This is a genomic window from Sorangium sp. So ce145 (assembly GCF_051525985.1).
In the GTDB taxonomy this organism is placed as follows: domain Bacteria; phylum Myxococcota_A; class Polyangia; order Polyangiales; family Polyangiaceae; genus Sorangium; species Sorangium cellulosum_B.
This window is the reverse complement of record NZ_CP150315.1, coordinates 12,784,502-12,804,474: the sequence shown is the minus strand read 5'-3', so window position 1 is coordinate 12,804,474 and position 19,973 is coordinate 12,784,502. Positions and strand designations below refer to the sequence as shown.

Here is a 19,973-nt window from a genome sequence, read left to right as displayed (position 1 = left end):
CGCGGCTTGGCATGGTGTGTTTCATGGCCGGTGAAGTTCGATGTCGAGAAGATATCGGTGCTTCTGCGGTAACAGGGACGTACAGGGGGCCGGTGATGTTATGTGGCTCCCGGGGTCGCGGTGGGCAGCCGAACACCCGTGTTGAAAAGATCACTGCACTTTTGCGGCGACAGGGACGTACACACGAGCACCTATGTCGTATGGCGCGCCGGGGTGCGCGGTGCTGCGTCGAACACGTAATTGTCCGACCGGAGCGGTGTTTGGGCGTCTGAGGCGCGCGGAGAAGGTCAGGAGGACGGCGCGTGGTATCCTGATCTCCGCGTGAGCAATCCGCTGATGCCAGGCGCCCTGGTGGCGAGTCGCTATCGGGTCGATCGCCAGCTGGCCGAGGGAGGCATGGGGGTCATCTGGGCCGCCACCCACCTCGCGGACGGCGAACGTGTGGCGCTGAAGCTGCTGCGCCCCGGCACCGCGGAGGACGCGTCGACTCGGCGGCGCCTTGTCCGGGAAGCGCGCGCGGCGGCGGCGGTCGATCACCCGAACGTGCCATCCATCCACGACGTGCTCGAGCTCGACAACGGGACGCCGTTCCTCGTCATGGATCTGCTCGAGGGGGAGTCGCTCCGCGACAAGCTGCTGCGCGAGGCGCAGATCCCGCTCCCCGAGCTGTCGCGCATCCTGCTGCCGGTCATCTCGGCCGTCGGCACCGCGCACGCGCTGGGGATCGTCCACCGCGACCTCAAGCCCGACAACATCTTCCTGCTCACGCCCGACGCGGCCTCGCCACGAGGCGCGGCCGGCGCAGCCGCTCACGCCGCCGCGGTGCCCCCGAGCGGCGCGCCGGCGCCCGGCTGCGCGGACTCCGCGGATGCGCCGGGGGCCGCGCAGCACGACGCCCGCGTCAGGGTGCTCGACTTCGGCATCGCCAAGGTCACCGCGGCGCCCGGCGAGACCAGCTGGTCCTGGGGACGCACCGGGAGCGGCGAGATGCTCGGGACCCCGTACTACATGTCGCCCGAGCAGATCCTCGGCGAGCACGACGTGGATCACCGCGCAGACATCTGGTCGCTCGGCGTCATCCTCTACGAGTGCCTCACCTCGGTGCGACCCACCGAGGCCGAGAACATGGGCAAGGTGATGAAGCGCATCCTGACAGGCTCCATCCAGCCGATCGGGGAGAGCGCGCCGACGCTGCCCGCCGACGTCGCGGCCATGATCGATCGCATGCTCAGCCCGGACCGCGCGCAGCGCCCGGCCGATCTCCGCGAGGTCGGCGCGCTCCTCGAGCGCTACGCGGCCGTCGCCCTCCGCCCCTTCGGCCCCCCGGCGGCGCCCAGGGTTCCGGAGAGCGACTCGCTCGTGCCCAGCGCCCGCGCCAGCGACCCGCTCGTGCCCAGCGCCCGCGCCAGCGGCTCGCTCGCGCCCGACGCCCGCATCAGCGACGCGTTCCCGGACAGCACCGCCGATCTGGACGGGGAGGCGTCGACCGCGACGCTGCGCGCAGGCAGCCTCCTGCCAGCGCCCCCCTCGAGCAACCGGCCGCGCGCGCGCGGCGCCGGAGCGGCCTCCCTGGAGGCGCCGCCCGACGCCGCGGCGCTCTCCTCGCCGGAGACGGCCGGCGCCACCGCCGCGCCCGCCGGAGAGGGCGCGGTCGCCTCGTCGGCAGGGGCGCGCCGCGCGAAGCACGCAGGGATCAAGCTCGTCGCCGCCGGCGTGCTCATCGCCGCCGGAGCAGGCTTCTCCCTGCTTCGCTGCTCCGCCTCGTCAGCGCACGAGTCGCCCCGCCACCCCGTCATCGCGCCAGCGAAGCGCGCTCCATCGAACGAGCAGTGATCTGGTCGACTCCGGATCTGCCGGAGAGCCATCGAGGGAGCTGCCTGAACGAGCCAGTGTCGAGCTCGCCAAGATCCGGTTGTGACGCGATACGCCAGCGTTCTGCCGGGTCGGATTCCTGTTGCGCCTGGATCTTGAACGCGGCGACGCTCCCTCACCTCAGGAGAGCGTCATGCCCAGCGATGTCATCGTCCGGATCCGTTCGCCCCGAGGGTTCGTCGACCTGCCTGGCACCGTGGATGCCGTCGGGCCAGCCGCGTCGTCCGCCTTCGAAGAGCGAAAGTCCGCGCCAGGCATTCACCTGCTCGCGGTCGCGGTGAGCGACAGCAATTATGCCATCTCGCTCTCGGCGCCCGTCCCCGGGGACAGCCTTGCGGCGCTCCGGGAGGGCGAGGGAAGGGCGGTGCTCATCGTGTTTCCCGGCCACTCGCCCGTGCGCCGGCGGCTCTGCGCCGTCGCCGTCTCCAACGTCGAGGTCGTGCCGGATCCGGGCGTGGCGTCGCAGGCGGCGCCGATCGACCTGAACGCGGGGCGCGAGGGCGCCGCGCCGCTCTGGCTCCTGCCCGCCGGGGTGTTCAGCGCGAGCCCGACGCTCAGCCCCGACGGGCCCGCCGCCCGCGACGCCCTCGTCACCGCGGCCCGGTGGATCTCGTCGCGCCGGACGAGCACCCTCACGCAGCTCTTCCCGCCGAGCGCGTTCCACCCGGAGGAGCCGGCGCGCAAGGAGCGGCTCTCGGCGCGCCGGGGCGCCGCGCTGCTGGATCAGGCGCGCGCGGCGCTCGAGATCGCGGCCGTGGGCGGCGAGGAGGCGAGGCGCGATCCGACCGCCGCCGCGACCCTGCGCTCGGCGGCGACGACCATCCTCTCGCACCTCATCGCGACGTCGCTGGACGACCGTGGCTTCGCGCCGGTCGCGGAGCGCGCCGCCGAGGAGATCCTCGCGCTCATCGAGAGGGAGGCGGGCGACGAGACGGCCCGGCCGGCGCTGCGCGCGCACGCGATCCACCTGCTCCAGCTGCGCGCCCCGGGGCTCACGGCGGCCCAGCAGGAACGAGCGCGGGGGCTCGTCCGCGGGCTGCTCCGCGAGGCGCCGCCGTACGACGAGCTCACGGGACCGTGGAACCTCGCGATGTGCGGCGCCTCGGAGTTCCACGAGGGCGAGTGCAACATCCTCGTGTCGACCCACGGCTTCAAGGAGATCGCCCTCCCGCCCGAGGCGCCCCCGTCGCCGAACGGCTGGAGCCCTTACCGCGCCTTCGAGGCCCCCTTCAAGACGCCCGCCGGCGAGCCCATCCGCGTCTTCGCCCGCGCCGCGACCCCGCGCGACGAGAACCTGGAGATGGGGATGGCGTTCTTCATCGGGGTGCTCATCAACCGGCACGCCCAGCTCGGCGCCTTCGACCTCCGCGCGGCCGCGGTGCAGGTGAAACAGGAGGGGTACAAGCTGATGATGAACTCGCAGTGCGCGGGGCTCACCACGCGCTTTGCCATCTCCCAGGTGTTCCCGGACGCCGACATCTACTCTTCGTGGGACTCGACGTACTTCAGGACCGGATCGGACGGGGTGGTCACCTCGTCCGAGGGGGTCGACTGCTTCGTCGCCGCGCTGCGCGGGATGAGCAAGCGCGCGTCGCACGCCGAGCTCGACGCGCGCCTCCGGAAGGCGCAGTGGCCCCACCCGCAGGCGCAGATCGCCGGGTTCTCGCAGTTCGTCGGGCCCTCGCACCCGCTCGTCGTCGCCCGCTACTCCGACGTGAACCGGGACGGGCGCGCGGATTACTACGACGGCTTCCTCGACTTCCAGCTCGCGGACATCGCCGAGGACATCGAGGCCTCGATGACGCCGCGCGACCCGGGGGTGAGCGCGTCGCAGATCGGCGGCGACGGCGCGGCGGGCCTCAACTGGGCGGCGGGCAGCCTCAATCGCGTCGCGCAATACTCGGACATCTGGGCGGGGCTCGCGGGCCAGAGCGAGCTCTACTATGCCTTCCAGTCGGGAGGCTTCTTCAGCCACCGCGAGCCGCCCCACGACGTGCCCACGAGCGGCGCCGTGCAGCAAGATCTCGGGCGGCTCCCGGCCGTCACCCGCTTTCAGCAGAGCGAGGAGGCGCTCGGCGGCCTCTCGGTCGAGGTCATGTTCCACAGCCACCTGAGCCACGCGGCCAAGGAGCTGAAGCGCCTGCTCTGCGCGGCCGACGCCATGCGCCGCGCCTTCGATCTCGGCCACCTCTCCAGCGAAGGGGCGCTGTCCACGCCGAGGGGGCAGCGCTGCGCGCTGCTGCTCACCATGGCTGGACTGCTGGAGTTCCCCGCGGACCAGAACCGCATCGACGGCCTGTGGTCGATGGCGCTCAAGGCGCTGCGGCTCCCGCAGATCTCCCGCAGCGCGGTGCGCGCCTGCATCACCGCGGAGGACCACGAGATGTCGAACTACTACGGATCGCAGCGCGGGCTGGCGCAGCTCCTTGCGGCGCTCGAGAGGAGCGATCCGGGCGCGTTTCAGCAGCTCGGGAGCGAGGATCCGCTCGTGGGGAGGCTTTCGGAGATCGAGCTTTCGGCCGAGGGGAAGCCGGAGGGCTGAGCTTGAGAGCGCAGGTCGGGGGCTGAGGCGGTCGTCGCGCGCGTCCTGCCGGCGCAGCTCGTGACGGCCGGACGGAGGCAGGGCGAGGGCGAGAGCGCAGCGCTACCGAGCGCGGGCGAGCAGCGCCTCGAGCTCCCGGATGCGCCGCTCGGCAGCCTCGCGGGCCGCGCGCTCGGCCTCGGCGTCCCGCTGCGCGGCTTCGGCCTTGCGCTGCGCGGCTTCGGCCGTGCGCTGGGCGCGCGCCGCCTCCCGCCGGGCAGCTTCCTTGGCGGAGCGCTCCGCCTCTTCCGGGGTCAACCAGCGCTCCGCGCCGGCCTCGTCGGTGCTGAGGTCGAACGACACGCCGGCCGGCGTCCGCGCGGCGTGAAGCCAGCCCCGGAGGGGCTCCGACCATGCGGGCCCCTCGCCGGCATGCACCTGCGCGAACATGGCGTCGTCCACGCGGCGCCAGATCTGGATGCGGAACGGGCCGCCGTGGGCGCGCGGGCCCTCATGGAACGGATCGAGGATCCACAGCTCCTCGACGCCGCAGGCCGCATATTTCTGCGGCGCGATGACGTAGTCCTTCGTCGGGTGCTGCGCGCTGACGATCTCCACGGCGAGCCGCGGCGCGACATGGCCCGTCTTCCAGAGCCTCAGGCTGCGCACCGCGTCCCCCTCCGGGGGCGGCGGCTCGACGACGTAGACGTCCGGGTCGACCCCGAGCCGCGGGTGCTTGCGGTCCCAGCGGACGGCGAGGTTGCGGCCTATCTTCACGGTGCGCTCGGCACGGGCTGCCCAGCCGAGCAACAAGCCGCGGATGCGCTCGCTCAACAGATCGTGGGGGCTCGACTCGGGCACCGTCTCCTCCGTCAGCACCCAGCGCTCGAGGTCCGGGACGACCTCGGAGCGGCGGATCACGCGGAGAGACGGCGGCATCGGCCCAGAAGGTAGCACGGGGCTGGGGGCGCGCTGCGCGGCGGGCAAGGTCGGCGGAATCCTGGGTGCGGTCATGGCAACACCTCCCCCCGGCGCGGAAGGGCCGCGCTGCGGGGTGTCTCTGTTAAGGAGTTCCGGGCGGGCGGGGCGGGTGATTTCGGAAAATGCGTCGCCGCGTCGTGAGCGCACGAGCGACGCCATCGTGACCTGAAAGGGTGCCGGTCGAGGTAGAGCTCGGCGGTGACGGTCTTCTTCCCGAGGTAGGGGGTGAGCTTGCCGATGAGGACATCGGGCAGGCCCAGCGTGCGCAGATCGCCCAGGCCGCGGGCGCCGAGGTCGAAGCCGGTGGCGATGGTGACGCCGCTCTGGCTGCTGCTCATCACAGGAACATAGCCGTCAAGGCGCTGCCCTCATTCAAGCTTGGCGATGAAGCGGAAATCGATCTCGTGCATGCCGAAGCTCCTATACAGCGACGAGCAGGCAGCCGTACGAGCCAGGGATGACATACTGGATACCGCCGCCGCGCGCGGTGTAGTGGCGATACACGCCGACGGGGAGGAGCTCGCTCCAGGTATCGACGACGGGGGCGGCATAGGACTCGAGGACCTCGACGAGCGCGCGCACCCGGAAGCGCTGGAATCGGCGATCGTGGGGGTTGACGCCGAGCGAGTGCAGGTTGGCCCCGACCTTGGTGTAGAAGAGCTTGAAGGGGCTCTCGGTGCTTCGACGGAAGGCCGCGATCTCGGAGTTGGGCTGGAGCAGGACGCGTTTCACGGGCCTGTGGAGATCCATGCCGCGGAGGAACGCGAGCATCGTGCGGCGGTCGAGCCCGGGCATGCGCTGGTGGAAGAAATCGAGCGCCTCGACGAGGCCCCGGCGGGTGAGCGGGGCGTCGGTGATGCGTAGGTCCCTGAACCACTGCTCGTATGCCTTACCTTGGAAATGGGCGCTCATGAACATCCTCCCGAGCCGATGAAGGCTTCCGTGTGGCCAGGCGCTGGGATTCGACACTCCCAAGGCGAGTCAGGCATCACATGCCCAGGAAGGACACCGTTCCTCACGGCATGCTGGCGATCGCGACGGAGCTGAAGCCGGTGCCGGCGCCGACCCCGACGGCGGAGGTCCAGCTGCTGCAGGCGCCGGAGGTCATCGCGGTGCACCGCGTGTGACGAAGGGCACCGGATGTGCCGGTGCCACCGCTGGTCGAGTCGAGCACGTAGGCGAGCTCCACGGAAGCCGCTGCCGAGGTGCCGGCGCCCACGCCGCGGGCCAGCGCCGGAGAGCCCACGATGCGGATGTTGCTGACGGGCTGCGTCGCCGTCGACCAGCTGCCACTACCGCTCGGGTTGAAGAACCTCGTGTACAATGTGCCGGAGTTCGATCGGTAAGCCATCACGGCAAGCCCCCCGTCGAGAGCGGCGAGCGCGACCTGATGACTCGTCGTAAGCGTTCCGATTCGCAGCAACGGGCTCCACGTCGTCGTTCCCGTCCGCCTCCTCCAGTACATTCCCCCTGCCGAGTCGACGAGGACTACCAGCAGATCGGCCCCGCTCCCGCCACGGAAGGCGATCGTCGAGGACGGCACGGTCGAGGACGGTACGATCGAGGATGGCGTCCCCCCTGAAACGTTCGTGCTGAGCACAGGCTCAAGCACCCATGCATTCTCGGCGTTCCTCTCCCTCGCCCGGATTTCCAGGACGTCCGACCCGCTCACCCTGATGCCATGCGTGTAGACCATCGCCGGGCGGTCCGACGGTAGTGCCGCGATATCAGGTGCCAAATCTGACCTGGCCGTGTCCTCGACGTACCCGAAAGGTTGCCAGGCATTGCCAGCAAACCCTCTATACGCATCGCGCCTGCCCATTCCGGTGTCCACCAAGAATGCCGCATGAATGGACCTCGCTCCGGAGCTGAGCGCTGGCCATCCCAGCACATTGACATCGGTACCCCCCAACGCGTCGAAGGAGGTCCAGCTCGTATAGTCCCATAGCGCGTACCGCAGCTTGCCGCTGCTCGTGCCGGAGCTACCACGAACCAGCCCCATCCCTCCCTCCAGGTTCAGCGCCACCGCCACGCGATCCGCCGTCCCCGCGCCAGCGATCGTCGCGGTCTGCCAGTCCTCGCCGGGATGGAAGTGGGCTCCGAGGATGTCGTCCGCGCCGCCGAGCAACAGCACGGTGTGCGCCTGGCATGTTCCGGGAATCATGATGTTTCCCGTGCAGAAGGCGCCAGCGACGCAATCCGTGTCCGCGTCGCAGCTCGTCAGACATTGACTACCCGCACACGCGTAGAGGCCACAAGGCGCAGTGTTCGCCGGGCAGTCTGCCGAGTCACCCGTGCACGACTCGGCCATGTCGCACCCGCCCGCCGCCGCGCGGCACTCCGTGCCGCTCTCCTTCATCGCATCGCTCGGGCACGCGGCGGTCGCCCCGTCGCAGCTCTCCGCCACGTCGCAATCGCCCGCCACCGCGCGGCACACCGTGCCGCTCTCCCTCATCGCATCGCTCGGGCACGCAGCCGTCGACCCATTGCAGGTCTCCGCCACATCGCAATCCCCTGCCGACGCGCGGCATACCGTTCCGCTCGCCCTCATCGCATCGCTCGGGCACACAGCCGTCGACCCATTACAGGTCTCCGCCACATCGCAATCACCCGCCGCCGCGCGGCACACCGTTCCGCTCGCCCTCATCGCATCGCTCGGGCACGCAGCGGTCGCCCCGTCGCAGCTCTCCGCCACGTCGCAATCCCCCGCCGACGCGCGGCACACCGTTCCGCCCGGCACCCGCGCGTCGATCGGGCACGCAGCCGTCGACCCATTGCAGGTCTCCGCCACGTCGCAATCCCCCGCCGACGCGCGACACACCGTGCCGCTCTCCATTATCGCATCGATCGGGCACGCAGCCGTCGCCCCGTCGCAGCTCTCCGCCACGTCGCAATCGCCGGCCACCCCGCGGCACACCGTTCCGTTCGCCCTCATCGCATCGCTCGGACACGCAGGGGCCGTCCCATTGCAGGTCTCCGCCACATCGCAATCCCCCGCCGCCGCGCGGCACACCGTGCCGCCCGGCACCCGCGCGTCGTTCGGGCACGCAGCGGCCGTCCCATTGCAGGTCTCCACCACGTCGCAATCACCCGCCGCCGCGCGGCACACCGTGCCGCCCGGCATTCGCGCATCGCTCGGGCACGCCGCCGTCGACCCATTGCAGGTCTCCGCCACGTCGCAATCCCCCGCCGACGCGCGGCACACGGTGCCGCTCTCCCTTATCGCATCGCTCGGGCACGCCGCCGTCGACCCATTGCAGGTCTCCGCCACATCGCAATCCCCCGCCGCCGCGCGGCACACCGTGCCGCTCGCCCTCATCGCATCGCTCGGGCACGCAGCGGCCGTCCCATTGCAGGTCTCCGCCACATCGCAATCCCCCGCCGACGCGCGGCACACCGTGCCGCCCGGCACCCGCGCGTCGCTCGGGCACCCAGCGGCCGTCCCATTGCAGGTCTCCGCCACATCGCAATCCCCCGCCGCCGCGCGGCACACCGTGCCACCCGGCACCCGCGCGTCGCTCGGGCACCCAGCGGTCGCCCCATCACACGTCTCCGCCACATCGCAATCACCCGCCGCCACGCGGCACACCGCGCCGGTCGCCCTCACCGCATCGACAGGGCACACGGCGGTCGCCCCATCACACGTCTCCGCCACATCGCAACCGCCCGCCACCACCCGGCACGTCGTACCGGTCGGCCTCACCACATCGCTCGGGCACGCGGCAGTTGCCCCATCGCAGGTCTCCGCCACATCGCAGTCGCCCGCTACCGCCCGGCACACCGTTCCGCCGGCCCTCATCGCGTCGGCCGGACACACGATGCCCGACCCGTCACAGATCTCCGCGACATCGCAGCCGCCCGCCGCCGCGCGGCACACCGTGCCGCTCGGCGCCCGCGCATCGACCGGGCACGCAGCCCCCGCCCCATCGCAGGTCTCCGCGACATCGCAGCCGCCCGCCGACGCGCGGCACACGGTCCCGCTCACCCTCACCGCGTCGCCCGGACACACGGCGCTCGATCCATCACAGGCCTCCGCGATATCGCACGCCCCCGCCGACGCACGGCACACCGCGCCGGACGGCCTCACCGCATCGCCCGGGCACGCTGGGCTCGTCCCGTTGCACCGCTCCTCCACGTCACAGCCGCCCGGCCCCGCCTCACGGCACACCGTCCCGCTGGGCCTCCTCTGATCGCTCGGACAGACCGCGCTCGTACCGCTGCACGTCTCCGCGATGTCACACTCGCCCTCGGCCTCGCGGCACACGGTGCCGCTGGGCAACCGCGTGTCGCCCGGGCACACCGGGCTCAGGCCGCTGCACATCTCCGGCACGTCACACCCGCCGGCGGACGCACGGCACACGGTCGTGCTCGATCGGAACACATCGTCCGGGCACACCGCCCCCGTACCGGTGCACGTTTCCGGCAAGTCGCAGTCGCCCGCCGCACCGCGGCACACCGTTCCGCTCGGCTTGAATGCCTCGGCGGGGCACGCCTTCGTCAGCCCGTTGCACGCCTCGGCGACATCGCAGTCCCCCGTGCTCGAACGGCACACGACGCCCGCGTCACGCACGCCGTCCGCAGGGCACACCGTGCTGGCGCCGTCACACAGCTCGGCGACGTCGCAAACGTCCGTCGCCCCGCGGCAGATCGCCCCGGCCGGGCTCGGAGAGCAGGTGCCCAGGTGGCCGGCAACGTTGCACGCCTGGCAGTCGCCCGGACTGCCGTTACCGCACGCCGTCTGGCAGCACACGCCGTCCACGCAGTAGCCGTCCGCGCACTCGGAGGCCGACGTGCACGGCTCCCCGGCGCGAAGCTGGTCGGTGCACGCGTCGCCTCTGCAGCTGAAAGGAGCGCAGCTCTGGTTGCCCCGGTCCACGCACGACCCGCTCCCATTGCACGTGTCCGCGAGCTCCAGCGTGATGCCGTCGGCGCTGCAGGTCGCCTCCCTGCACGCCGTCGTCGCCGGGTGCTGCTGGCAGGCGCCAGCACCGTTGCAGAAGCCCGTGTTGCCGCACGTCGCCGGTGCCTGGGAGTTGCACTCTTCATCCGGGTCCCGATCGGACGCGATCGGCCCGCAGACACCGTCTTGTCCGATGCCCCGCAGTGACGTCGTGCACGCATAGCAGAGAGCCGAGCACTCAGCGTCGCAGCACACACCGTCGACGCAGTGAGTGCTCTCGCACTTCACGTCCGCGTCGCAGGGCTCACCGAGCCCCTTCTTCGGCTGGCACCGCGTCCCCGCGCAGATGGACGTCTTGCAGTCGACATCGTCCCGGCACATCTCGCCGACCTCGCACTTCTCGAGGCACGAGCCGCCGCAGTCGATGTCGCTCTCGTTGCCGTTCAATGTGTTGTCCGGGCAGCAAAAGGGGCCATCGTCGACCTGCCCGTCGCAGTTGTCGTCCTCTCCATTGCACTGCTCAGCGTCGCTCGTCGCCTTGGGCAGGCATCGGATGCTGCCGTCCTCGGCGTCGCACTGGGTGGTCCCCGCGCTGCATCGGGCAGAGAGCCCCGTCTCGCAAGGCAAACCGACGCCGGGCAGATCGTCGGTCACGCCATCGCAGTCGTTGTCCAGGTTGTCGCAGCGCTCCAGGCTGGGGAGGACATCATCCTTGCACTCGCCCCAGCGACCCTCGTTGCAGTGCTGCCGGCCATAGTTGCACGGATCATGACCGAGCGTGTCTTCCGGCCCTCTGTAGCAGAACTGCTCATCACCGTCGTTGCAAGGGCACCCCTCGTCGACCTCGCCGTCACAGTCGTTGTCCAGCTGATCGCAGAGCTCGGACGTCGGGACGATGGCCCCCGCGCACTGCCCCCAGACGCCGTTCTGGCAGGGCTGGGTCCCCTCGCGGCAGAGACCTCTCCCCTGGCCCAGGGTGTCCTGCGACGCGGGGTAACACAGCTTCTCCGCCCCGTTCTGGCAGGCGCAATCATCCTCATCGATGGCGCCGTCACAGTCGTTGTCGAAATTGTCGTTGCAGGTATCGCTGGGCTTCGGTTCGAGCGGTGGACAGGTGGCGGGTAGCCCGAGATCGTCGCACGCGTCGAGCAGCACCCAGCAGATCCCTCGGCCCTCATGGCACGAGACGGGAGGGAGCTCATCCGCGCTGGGATCGTTGCACGGATTGTGCTCGCTCTCCGTGTCGACGCCCAGGAGATCGGCGCAGCTGGCGACCGTCGCGAGCACCCAGAGCGCGAAGAGCACGAGGCCCGCCGGCATGCTCCGCCCCCTGCCCACGCGGCGCCGTGCCCCACCCGAGCTCGCTCCCCACCCAGACCCGCGCATCACCATACCCACCTCATCCCGGCGACAGCCTCGCGCGCGCTGCCCCCTGCCCATAGCTCCGGGTCCGCCGCGGCCCCCAGGTGACGCCGTGGTGCCTGACCCACACGTGCAGGCACCGGCTCCGTCAGAAGCAACACCACCGCCACCCCGAGCGCGCCCAGGCCGACCCCGAAGCTTGCGGTGCTTATGGGGCTCGCGACCGCCGCCGTGTGGATCGCTTCCTCCCCCGTCTTGTTGCAGAAGCTGTCGCGGCAGTTCTCCGCGATGGTCTCCTTCTGGCTCAACGTCACCCAGCCTGCGATGGATCCGGCAACGACCCCTGCCAATCCCACGCCCCCCGCGATGTACATGCCGAGCCGGCGTCCTGACATCCCGTCGTCGATGGATGGAGGGAGCAACACCGGCACAGGCTCGAGCGGCCGGCTATATCGCACCGTCTTCGCCTCATCGCCGGGCTGCGCCACCGTCAGATCGATCGTCTGGCGCTCTCTCCGGTTCACGAAGAACCGCCTGTCCCGCGGCGGCCCCCCGGGCGGCTCGGTCCTCACCCACTGCTCTCCCGGATCGACCGGCACCGGGACCCCGAGCACCACCGGCACCGGGTCCGGGCTCGCCTTCGACGACCGCGTCACCTTCGTCCCCTTCGGCGCCGTCTCCGGAAGCCGGAACGTCACCCGGGGGATGTCGGCGTCGAGCCGCTCCCGCCTCTCGAGCGCGAGCTTCTGCCGCGCCGCCTCGTCCTGCTGCTCCGGAGGGGACAGGCGCTCGAGCGCGTCGAGGTATTCATCGTAGTGCAGCGCCGCCGTGGCGATGCGCCCCGCCCGCTCCTCGCACTCGGCAAGATGAAACAGCGTCCGCGGCCGCTTCTCCAGCCGATAGCTCTTGCGAAGCAGAGGACACGCCGCGTCGTGACGACCGGCCTGAAGGTCCGCCATCCCTCTCTCGAAGAGCTGCTCTGGATCGCTCGCGCTGGCCGGCGCCGTCGACCCCAGCAGCGCGCACCCCAGCAGGACCGCCGCCGCCCAGCTGCCAGACCGACGGCCGAGAGAACGACGAGGCGAAGAGGAGAGTTGGTCGGACCCCGCGCAGGTCGAAGCGGACATCTCAGGTGCTCCATCAAGGTGGCAAGAAGGTCATGGCGCCTCCGCGCCCGTCCTGCGCAGCCGGCATCTCCTCCACAACCAAGTCCCCGCTGCATCTTACGTGGGTGCCTAGCGCGGGCCAACGGAATAGTGCGCGGTCACGAGCCCCATGGCCGCCGGCTCGCGCGCCGCGAGACCGAGCCCGTCTCCTCTCTTGCGAGCCCCTCCGAGATCGTTCCTTCCTCGGATTCCTCAGACCCCGGCACACCGCGCCGGCCCTGCACACATGAACATCTCGACAAGAAGAGGTATTTCGTGTGTCGGACGCGTTGCCAGTGCGCCTGAAGCATTCCGCGCGCGCAGCACCGAACCAGCCGGCGCCGTGCCGTTCGACGCGGCGCTCATGCCTCGTTGCAGCAATCGGGCGAGCGCCTCGGCCGCATCGGCCGCTTCACCGGCCTCTGCAGTTTTTTTCCATGCGCCGTGCGCCCCCAGTTACCATCGCTTCCATGCCGTACCCGACCGGCGTCCGGGGGCGCCGGAGTTCGCTCCGCCGCACCCTCGGGGCCCTGCTGGCGGCCTGCGCGCTCATGGGTTGCGGGGGTGGGGTGGTAGCTACTCGCCTTCTTCTCGAGATCCGCATCGCCGCGCTGGCGAACCAGAACTCTCCGATCCCTGTCACGCTCCTGGCTGTCTATGACGCGAAACTGTTCGAGCGCCTCGCCGAGATGTCGGCGAAGCAGTGGTACGAACAAAGGGATCAGCTCCGGCGTGATTTCCCTGGCGGAGACGCGTTCACCGAGTGGGAATGGGAGTTCGTGCCGGGGTACACGCCGCCTCCCGTCGTGGTGGAGATCCCCCGAAATGCGAAGCCGCTCGTGTTCGCCAATTACCGCGCGCCCGGATCCCACCGCATCCGCCTCGGCTCCCAGCAGCGGATCCGGATCGAGCTGCAGGACGGCGACTTCGCCGTGACCACCCTCGAAGCCCTGGAGCAAAACCGATGATCGCAGGCAAGCTCCCGACGCGCCACGCCACGGGCAGCCACGCTGCCGGGCAGCCACGCCTCGCCAGGAAAGCTCACGCATGAGGCGCCCCGCGGAAGTACCCGCCGCCGTCCAGTGGCACGACGGTATGCTGCTCTCGCCGCAGCACTTCCAGGAGGCCGCGCGGCGCTCCGAGCGCCTCCTCGATTACCACCTCGGGCAGCTCCACCCGTTCCATTACGGGGTCCACCACCTCGAGATCGACGCCGGGCTGCTGGCGAGCGGCACGCTGCGCGTCCTCGAGGTCGAGGCCGTGCTCCCCGATCACCTCGTCGTCCATCACACCGCGCGCGATCCCGAGCTCCAGGTCGACCTCAAGCCCCATGCCGCCGAGCTCGCGGCAGGCCCCCTCACCGCGTACCTCGCCGTGCCCAAGGAGCACCTCGGCGGCGCCGCCACCGGCGGCGATCTCGCCCGCTATCGCTCGATCGAAGGAGCGCCGGTCCCGGACGACAACACGGGAGAAGAGCCGCTCCCGATCCCGCGCCTCGTCCCGGTGGCGCGCCTGCTCGTCGCGGCCGCGCCGCCGGCCCGCTTCGTGTGCCTGCCCGTCGCGGAGCTGCGGCGCGAAGGGGAGGCGTTCGTGCGCACCGAGTACCTGCCGCCGAGCATGACCGTCCCCCTCACCTCGCCGCTCGGCGCGATGTGCGGCCAGATCACCGCGCGGCTGCGCGAAAAGGCGCTGCGGCTCGCCGACAGGCTCAGCGCGCATTCTCGCAGCAAGGAGCGAGACGTGCTCGAGGAGCTGCGCCGGCAAATCCACGCCCTCGTCACCGCCTTGCCCCCCTTCGAGGTCGTGCTCGGCACGGGCAGATCTCACCCCTACGCCCTCTACCTCGCGCTCTCCTCCCTCGTCGGCCACCTCGCTGCCCTCGCCCGCATGCCGGTCCCGCCCGTCCTGCCCGCTTACCAGCACGACGATCTGCGGGTCACCTTCAGCACCGCGCGCGACCACGTCTTTCGCCTCGTCGACGAGGGCATCCTGGAGTCGTTCACGGCGCACCCCTTCGACTTCGGCGAGGGGCGCTATCTCGTGGAGTTCCAGCGGCGCTTCGCCGGGCGGCCCGTGCTCGTCGCCGTGCGCGGCCGCCGCGGGGCGCAGGAAAAGGACGTCGTGAGCTGGGTCGAGGGCGCGCTCATCGGCTCGGCGCGCCGCGCGCGCGAGATGCAGCAGAGCCGCGTGCTCGGCGCCGGACGGCGGCGCGTCGATCGCCACGGGGATCTGATCGCGCCCGCAGGGACCGTGCTCTTCGAGCTCGAGCCGTCGAGCCCCTACCTCGATCTCGGCGAGCCGCTCCTCATCTTCAACACGGGAGATCCCTCCGCGGCCGCCGGGCCTGCAGAGCTCGTCCTGTACGTGAAAGCGACCGACGAGCGAACATGACCGCAGGAGCTACAGCCACCGTGGAGACGCCACGACGGGAGGCCTTGGCCCCTCTCCAGGGGAGCCCCGTGCAGGCGCTCGCGGGGAGCACGCTCCTGCTCGACGCCTTCCATGCGTTCTACGCCGAGGTCGTGCGGCAACGACAGCTCGTCACCCTCGCGCACGGAGGGCTCGCGCCAGGCATCGAGACGGTGCGGCAGCGCCTCGTCGACTTCCTGGAGACCCAGGCCGTCTCGCTCGGCCGCAAGCTCACCAAACACGAGCTCCGGGCCTACGACGACGCCCAGTACGTGATGGCCGCCATGGCCGATGAGCTCCTCCTCCAGGCCGAATGGGACGGGCGGTACGCGTGGGCGGAGCGCCCGCTGGAGGCGCACATCTTCCACACCTACGTCTCCGGCGAGCGCATCTTCCGCAAGCTCGACGACGTGCTCTCCGGGCACGACGCGGCCCCCTCCGCGCTGCTGCTCGTCTACCTCGCCGCCCTCGCGCTCGGCTTCCAGGGCAAATACCGCGCGCTCGGCCTGCGCGACAAGCCCGAGCGGTACCGGCAGGACCTGGCGCTCCACCTCCAGCGCGTCGATCCCACCCTGGCCACCGGGCTCACCGAGCTCTGCCCCCAGGCCCACGCGCACACCCTCGGGGGCTCGTCGCGGAGCCGGCTGCCGTCGCTGCGCGCCGGCGTCGTCCCGCTCGCCGTCGTCGCGGGCTTGCTGGCGCTCGCCGCGCAGGGCGTCTGGCTGTACCGCGTCGATCGCGTGGTCGAGGAGCTCGACCGGATCGAGGGCGCGCCGTGACGTGGCCCCTCGCGATCGCCCTCGCGCTGCTCGTCGCCGCGCTCGTCGGTCTGGCGCTGCTCCTCCGCGCGCGGCGCCGGCGCCGCGCGGCAGGCGCCGCGCCGACCGACGATCTCGAGCGCGAGATGGCGCGGCTCTTCACCGCGGCGCGCGCGGCGCTCAGGGCGTCGCCCGACGAGATCCCGTGCTTCCTCGTGCTCGGCGCCGCCAGCGCCGGCAAATCCACGCTGCTCGCCGGCGCCGGGCTCACGCCGCGCTCCGGGACGACCGCGCGCTCGCTGGGCGATCCGTCGACCTGCCAGGTGTGGCTCTTCGAGCGGGCGATCTTCGTCGAGCCGGCGGGGCGGCTGCTCGCGAACGAGCCGCAGGGCGGCGGGACGCCGCGCGCGTCCGGCTTCCGCGCCGTCCTCGAGGCGATGCGGCGCGCGCGCTCCGAGCGGCCCGTCGACGGGATCCTCGTCGCGCTCTCCGCCCGCGACCTGCTCGACAGCGACGGCGCGGCGCCGGCCCAGCAACGGGAGATCGCCCACCTGCGCCAGCGGCTCGACGAGGCGCAGCAGCACCTCGGGATGCAGGTCCCCGTCCACCTCGCGATCACGCAGAGCGACCGGCTCGACGGGTTCGACCGCTTCGCGCACGAGCTCGACGCCGATCTCCGCCAGGCGACGCTCGGCTGGGCGCAGCCGGGCGCCGCCTGGGTCGAGAGCACCGCGGGCCTCGTCGACGAGGCGCTCGGCAGCGTCGGCGCAGCGCTCTCCGCGATGCAAGCGCGCCGCCTCGCGGCGGACCGGCCGTTCGCGGCGGGCGTCGAGGCGTACTTCCTCTTTCCGGACGCGCTCCTCGCGCTGCGCGAGCCCCTGAGGCGGTCGCTGGAGGACCTCCTCCGCCCGAACGATGACGGCGAGCCCGTCGCGGTCCGGAGCCTGTCCTGGGTCGGCCTGGAGCCGCCGGCGCAGCCCGAGCCCGCGCAGCCCGCGACGCCATCGGAGAGGCCGGCCGGGCGACGCGCGCTCTTCGCGCGCGATCTCCTCGAGAGGAAGGTGATCGCCGAGGCCTGCCTGGCGCGCCCGACCCGCCTCACGCTGCAGCGCCGGCAGCGCGTCGTGCGGGCGCTCAGGATCGCCACCGTCGCGATCGCGCTCCTCTACAGCGTCTTCCTCGGCCTGGAGAGCAACCGCCTGGAGCGCCACGCCGCGTCGCTGCTCCCCTTCCTGAGCGACCTGGCGGCGAGCCTGCGCCACATGAAGCTCGAGGACCCCAGCGCCGACCCCTCGGGCGCGGTGCGCGCGGAGCGATCCGTCCGCCTGCTCCAGGGGCTGAGCGCGATCGAGGGCACGCGGCTCCGCTCCGCGCTCGTGCCCGGATCGTGGCTGAGCGGCATCGACGCGCGGATCGAGCAGGCGATCGCGAGCGCCTACGAGCGGGTGATCCTCGACGCCTTCCGCGTCGGCCTCCACGCGAGGACGGGCCCGCTGTTCGGGGAGCCCCCCGCGCTGCTCCCCGCGGGCGCGGAGATCGCCGCGGCGACCTTGGAGCGCACGCCGGAGTACGTCGCGCTCGAGGCCTGGCTGCGCGAGGTGGCCGCGTTCGAGGGGCAGGTGGCGCGCTTCGAGACGCTCGTGGCCGGACCGCCGAAGGATCCCACGACCGAGGCCGGCGACGCGCGCGTCCAGAGCGTGGCCGATCTGGCCGAATCCGTCCTCCAGCACAGGCTCCCGCCCGCGCGCACGACGGCCTACCAGCGGCGCGCGCTCCTCGCCATCCCGCCCCTCTCGCCCTTCGGCCTCGACGCGTACCGCGATCCGGCGCGCGCCCGGTCCGATCGCCTCTTCAGCCAGCTCTACCAGCGCATCTCGCGGACGCTCGACGAGGCCGCGCTGCGCGCGGACGTCGACGCGCTCGTCCGGGGCCTGAAGGAGCTCGAGCGCGGCGGCCCCGAGTACCGGTCCGCGAGCCTCGCCGCGCTGCACGACGCGATCGCGCGCACCGAGGCGCGGCTCGCCGCGCCCACCCTCTCCTGGGTCGCGGCCGACAGGCTCCCGCCGAACGCCGCGCTCGATCGCCTGCTCGCGGCGGTCCGCACCTTGAAGCTGCTCGGCGATCCGGCCTACGGCCTGGTGAAAGACGACGGCGAGGGGCGGCTCTTGCTTCTGAAGAGCTACCTGGGCGGCGCAGAGACAGCGCTCTCGGGGCCGCTGCTCGTGCGCAAGGAGGGCGAGGTGCAGCTCCAGCTCTCGCCCTTCGTCGCCGCCCTCAAGGAGCCCTCGACCGCGCTCCTGCGCCAGCGCTTCATGGAGCCCGTCGACAACGTCGATCCGCTGCCGGCGACCCTCGACGACGCGCGCCTGAGCTGGAACGTCGAGGAGCTCAAGGAGGGCGCGAAGCGCCTCAAGGAGTACGAGGCGTTCGCGCAGGAGGAGGGGCTCAAGCGGTTCCCGGAGAAGGTGCGCGGCACGCTCGGGGAGCTCGCCCTGCGCAACCTGCGGGACAACGTCCTCGCCGCGGTCGGCAAGGCCGCGCGCCGGGAGATGGCCCCGCCTCCGAGCGAGTCGCGCCGCGTCGAGACGGTGCGCGCCGACGTCGGCACCCTCGCGCTCGCGAGCGAGCCGCTGCGGGAGATCCTGGCGGCCGCGGGGCGCCTCGGGCTGGAGGAGGTGCGCGATCGCGTCCGCGCGCTCGTGCGCGGCCAGGGCGCGTACCTGCTCACCCTCGCCAGCCGGACGCTCGAGGCCGACGGTCTCTACGAGGTCAAGAACGGGACGTTCCTCTGGTGGAACGGCGAGCGCAGCCCGGCGTTCGAGGCGTTCGGCCTCGCGGACGGCGACGGGGCGCAGCTCGCGGAGTACGCGGTGGCGCAGCGGGGCCGGGCCGACGCCTTGACCCGCGCGCTCGCCGAGCCCGTCCTCGGCTTGCTGGAGAGCGCCGAGGTCGCGGCCGATGCCCGGTCCGTCAACGGCATGGCGCCGTGGCAACACATCGTCGGGGCGCTCCGCGATTACGAGGGGAAGAAGGCCGGCAACAGCGTCGCCGCCCTGGAGCGCTTCCTCCTCAACGACCTGCCCACGGTCACGTTCGAGAACTGCATCGCGCAGATCGAGCGCGTGCCGGTCGACGTGCGCTCCGACGACTACTTCGCCAGGCGGCGCCGGCGCATCCTCGTCCTGCTCCGCGATCGGTGCGCCACGCTCGCCACGGAGGAGATCCGCACGAAATACCCGAGCCTCCGCCGCTCGTTCCACCGCTCGCTCGCGGACCGCTTCCCCTTCGCGCGGCTCGAGCCGGGCGTCGAACGGGAGGACGCGAACCCCGACGACGTCCGGCTCTTCCTTCAGAGCGCGAGCGACTTCCGCAAGCGCTTCCGGCCCGTGCTGTCGCTGCGCGGCGGCGCCGCCGCCCGCGACGTCGTGCGCTTCCTCGACCGCATGGAGAAGGTGCGCGAGTTCCTCGCGCCGATGTGGGCGCAGGGGGACGCGACGATGGACGGCTCCTTCGACGTCACGACCGCCTTCCGCGTCAACCAGGCGCGCGAGGTGGCGGGCAACCAGATCGCGGAGTGGAGCCTGCGGATCGCCGAGGAGCGGCTGTTCCTGGGCGGGCCCAAGCCGACCGCCACCTGGCGGCTCGGCGACCCGGTCCAGCTCACGCTCCGGTGGGCGAAGAACAGCCCCGACATCCCGTCGGTCGAGCAGAACGCCGGCGCGGTCGCGAAGGAGCGGACGGCGACCTTCGAGGCGAGCGGCCCCTGGGCGCTGCTCCGGCTCATCGCGATGCACACGCACGCCGCGGAGGAGGCGGAGCTGAAGAAGGAGGACGCCGTCGCCAACATCCTCCAGCTCGTCGTGTTCACGATCCCCGATCCCGCCGGCGGCTGGCTGGAGCGGGCCGGTACGACCGGCGGCTCGGCCCGGGTGTTCGTGCGGCTCGGCCTCGTCGGCAAGGAGAAGGACAAGCAGCTCAAGTACCCCGATTTCCCGACGACCGCTCCGGTGCTCGACAGCGAGTAG

At 71.7% G+C, this 19,973-nt stretch carries 10 protein-coding genes and 1 pseudogene; 6 read left to right on the top strand and 5 right to left on the bottom strand.

Annotated elements, in window-relative coordinates; all coding sequences use genetic code 11:
- The first annotated feature begins 321 nt into the window (after positions 1-321).
- Both WMF34_RS47730 and WMF34_RS47725 read left to right on the top strand, forming a co-directional pair.
- Positions 322-1,833, top strand: coding sequence for a protein kinase domain-containing protein (locus WMF34_RS47730; RefSeq protein ID WP_437991996.1), 1,512 nt, complete (start codon positions 322-324; stop codon positions 1,831-1,833).
- Positions 1,834-2,005: 172 nt separating this feature from the next.
- Complete coding sequence (locus WMF34_RS47725) at positions 2,006-4,414, top strand: hypothetical protein (RefSeq protein WP_437991995.1); 2,409 nt, start codon at positions 2,006-2,008, stop codon at positions 4,412-4,414.
- Positions 4,415-4,516: 102 nt separating this feature from the next.
- Here the strand turns inward: WMF34_RS47725 and WMF34_RS47720 are convergent, their stop codons facing one another.
- The 5 genes and pseudogenes from WMF34_RS47720 to WMF34_RS47700 all read right to left on the bottom strand — a co-directional run bounded on the left by WMF34_RS47720 (position 4,517) and on the right by WMF34_RS47700 (position 12,595).
- Positions 4,517-5,407, bottom strand: a complete 891-nt coding sequence (locus tag WMF34_RS47720) for a Uma2 family endonuclease (protein ID WP_437991994.1) — start codon at positions 5,405-5,407, stop codon at positions 4,517-4,519.
- Positions 5,404-5,721, bottom strand: a pseudogene (locus tag WMF34_RS47715) (pesticin C-terminus-like muramidase); the annotation flags it as partial. The gene WMF34_RS47720 and the pseudogene WMF34_RS47715, both read right to left, overlap by 4 nt.
- Before the next feature lie 73 nt (positions 5,722-5,794).
- Positions 5,795-6,286 carry a hypothetical protein gene (locus WMF34_RS47710; RefSeq protein WP_012241958.1) on the bottom strand — a complete coding sequence of 164 codons (492 nt, stop codon included), beginning with the start codon at positions 6,284-6,286 and terminating at the stop codon, positions 5,795-5,797.
- A gap of 103 nt (positions 6,287-6,389) precedes the next feature.
- Entirely contained in the window at positions 6,390-11,594 is a 5,205-nt protein-coding gene (locus WMF34_RS47705; protein WP_437991993.1) for a hypothetical protein, read from the bottom strand.
- A gap of 65 nt (positions 11,595-11,659) precedes the next feature.
- Positions 11,660-12,595 carry a hypothetical protein gene (locus WMF34_RS47700; RefSeq protein WP_012241956.1) on the bottom strand — a complete coding sequence of 312 codons (936 nt, stop codon included), beginning with the start codon at positions 12,593-12,595 and terminating at the stop codon, positions 11,660-11,662.
- A 656-nt stretch (positions 12,596-13,251) separates the two neighbouring features.
- Here WMF34_RS47700 and WMF34_RS47695 point away from each other — a divergent pair.
- From WMF34_RS47695 to WMF34_RS47680, 4 genes are all read left to right on the top strand, one after another.
- Positions 13,252-13,749: a hypothetical protein gene (locus WMF34_RS47695; protein WP_049876581.1), complete on the top strand. Its 498-nt coding sequence runs from the start codon at positions 13,252-13,254 to the stop codon at positions 13,747-13,749.
- 79 nt (positions 13,750-13,828) lie between these two features.
- The gene (tssK, locus tag WMF34_RS47690; protein ID WP_437991992.1) at positions 13,829-15,172 is read left to right on the top strand and encodes a type VI secretion system baseplate subunit TssK; all 1,344 of its coding nucleotides are present in this window, start codon (positions 13,829-13,831) and stop codon (positions 15,170-15,172) included.
- On the top strand, positions 15,169-15,969 hold the full coding sequence (locus tag WMF34_RS47685; RefSeq protein WP_437991991.1) for a DotU family type IV/VI secretion system protein: 801 nt from the start codon (positions 15,169-15,171) through the stop codon (positions 15,967-15,969). The genes tssK and WMF34_RS47685 overlap by 4 nt, the downstream gene beginning before the upstream one ends.
- Entirely contained in the window at positions 15,966-19,973 is a 4,008-nt protein-coding gene (locus tag WMF34_RS47680; RefSeq protein ID WP_437991990.1) for a type VI secretion system protein, read from the top strand. Before WMF34_RS47685 ends, WMF34_RS47680 begins: the two co-directional genes overlap by 4 nt.

What these genes read in the sequence shown, in the direction of transcription:
- tssK (WP_437991992.1), top strand. Translation starts at nt 13,829, where the DNA reads ATGAGGCGCCCCGCGGAAGTACCCGCCGCCGTCCAGTGGCACGACGGT.
- WMF34_RS47725 (WP_437991995.1), top strand. Translation starts at nt 2,006, where the DNA reads ATGCCCAGCGATGTCATCGTCCGGATCCGTTCGCCCCGAGGGTTCGTC.
- WMF34_RS47685 (WP_437991991.1), top strand. Translation starts at nt 15,169, where the DNA reads ATGACCGCAGGAGCTACAGCCACCGTGGAGACGCCACGACGGGAGGCC.
- WMF34_RS47710 (WP_012241958.1), bottom strand. Translation starts at nt 6,286, where the DNA reads ATGAGCGCCCATTTCCAAGGTAAGGCATACGAGCAGTGGTTCAGGGAC.
- WMF34_RS47720 (WP_437991994.1), bottom strand. Translation starts at nt 5,407, where the DNA reads ATGACCGCACCCAGGATTCCGCCGACCTTGCCCGCCGCGCAGCGCGCC.
- WMF34_RS47700 (WP_012241956.1), bottom strand. Translation starts at nt 12,595, where the DNA reads ATGGCGGACCTTCAGGCCGGTCGTCACGACGCGGCGTGTCCTCTGCTT.
- WMF34_RS47705 (WP_437991993.1), bottom strand. Translation starts at nt 11,594, where the DNA reads ATGCCGGCGGGCCTCGTGCTCTTCGCGCTCTGGGTGCTCGCGACGGTC.
- WMF34_RS47695 (WP_049876581.1), top strand. Translation starts at nt 13,252, where the DNA reads ATGCCGTACCCGACCGGCGTCCGGGGGCGCCGGAGTTCGCTCCGCCGC.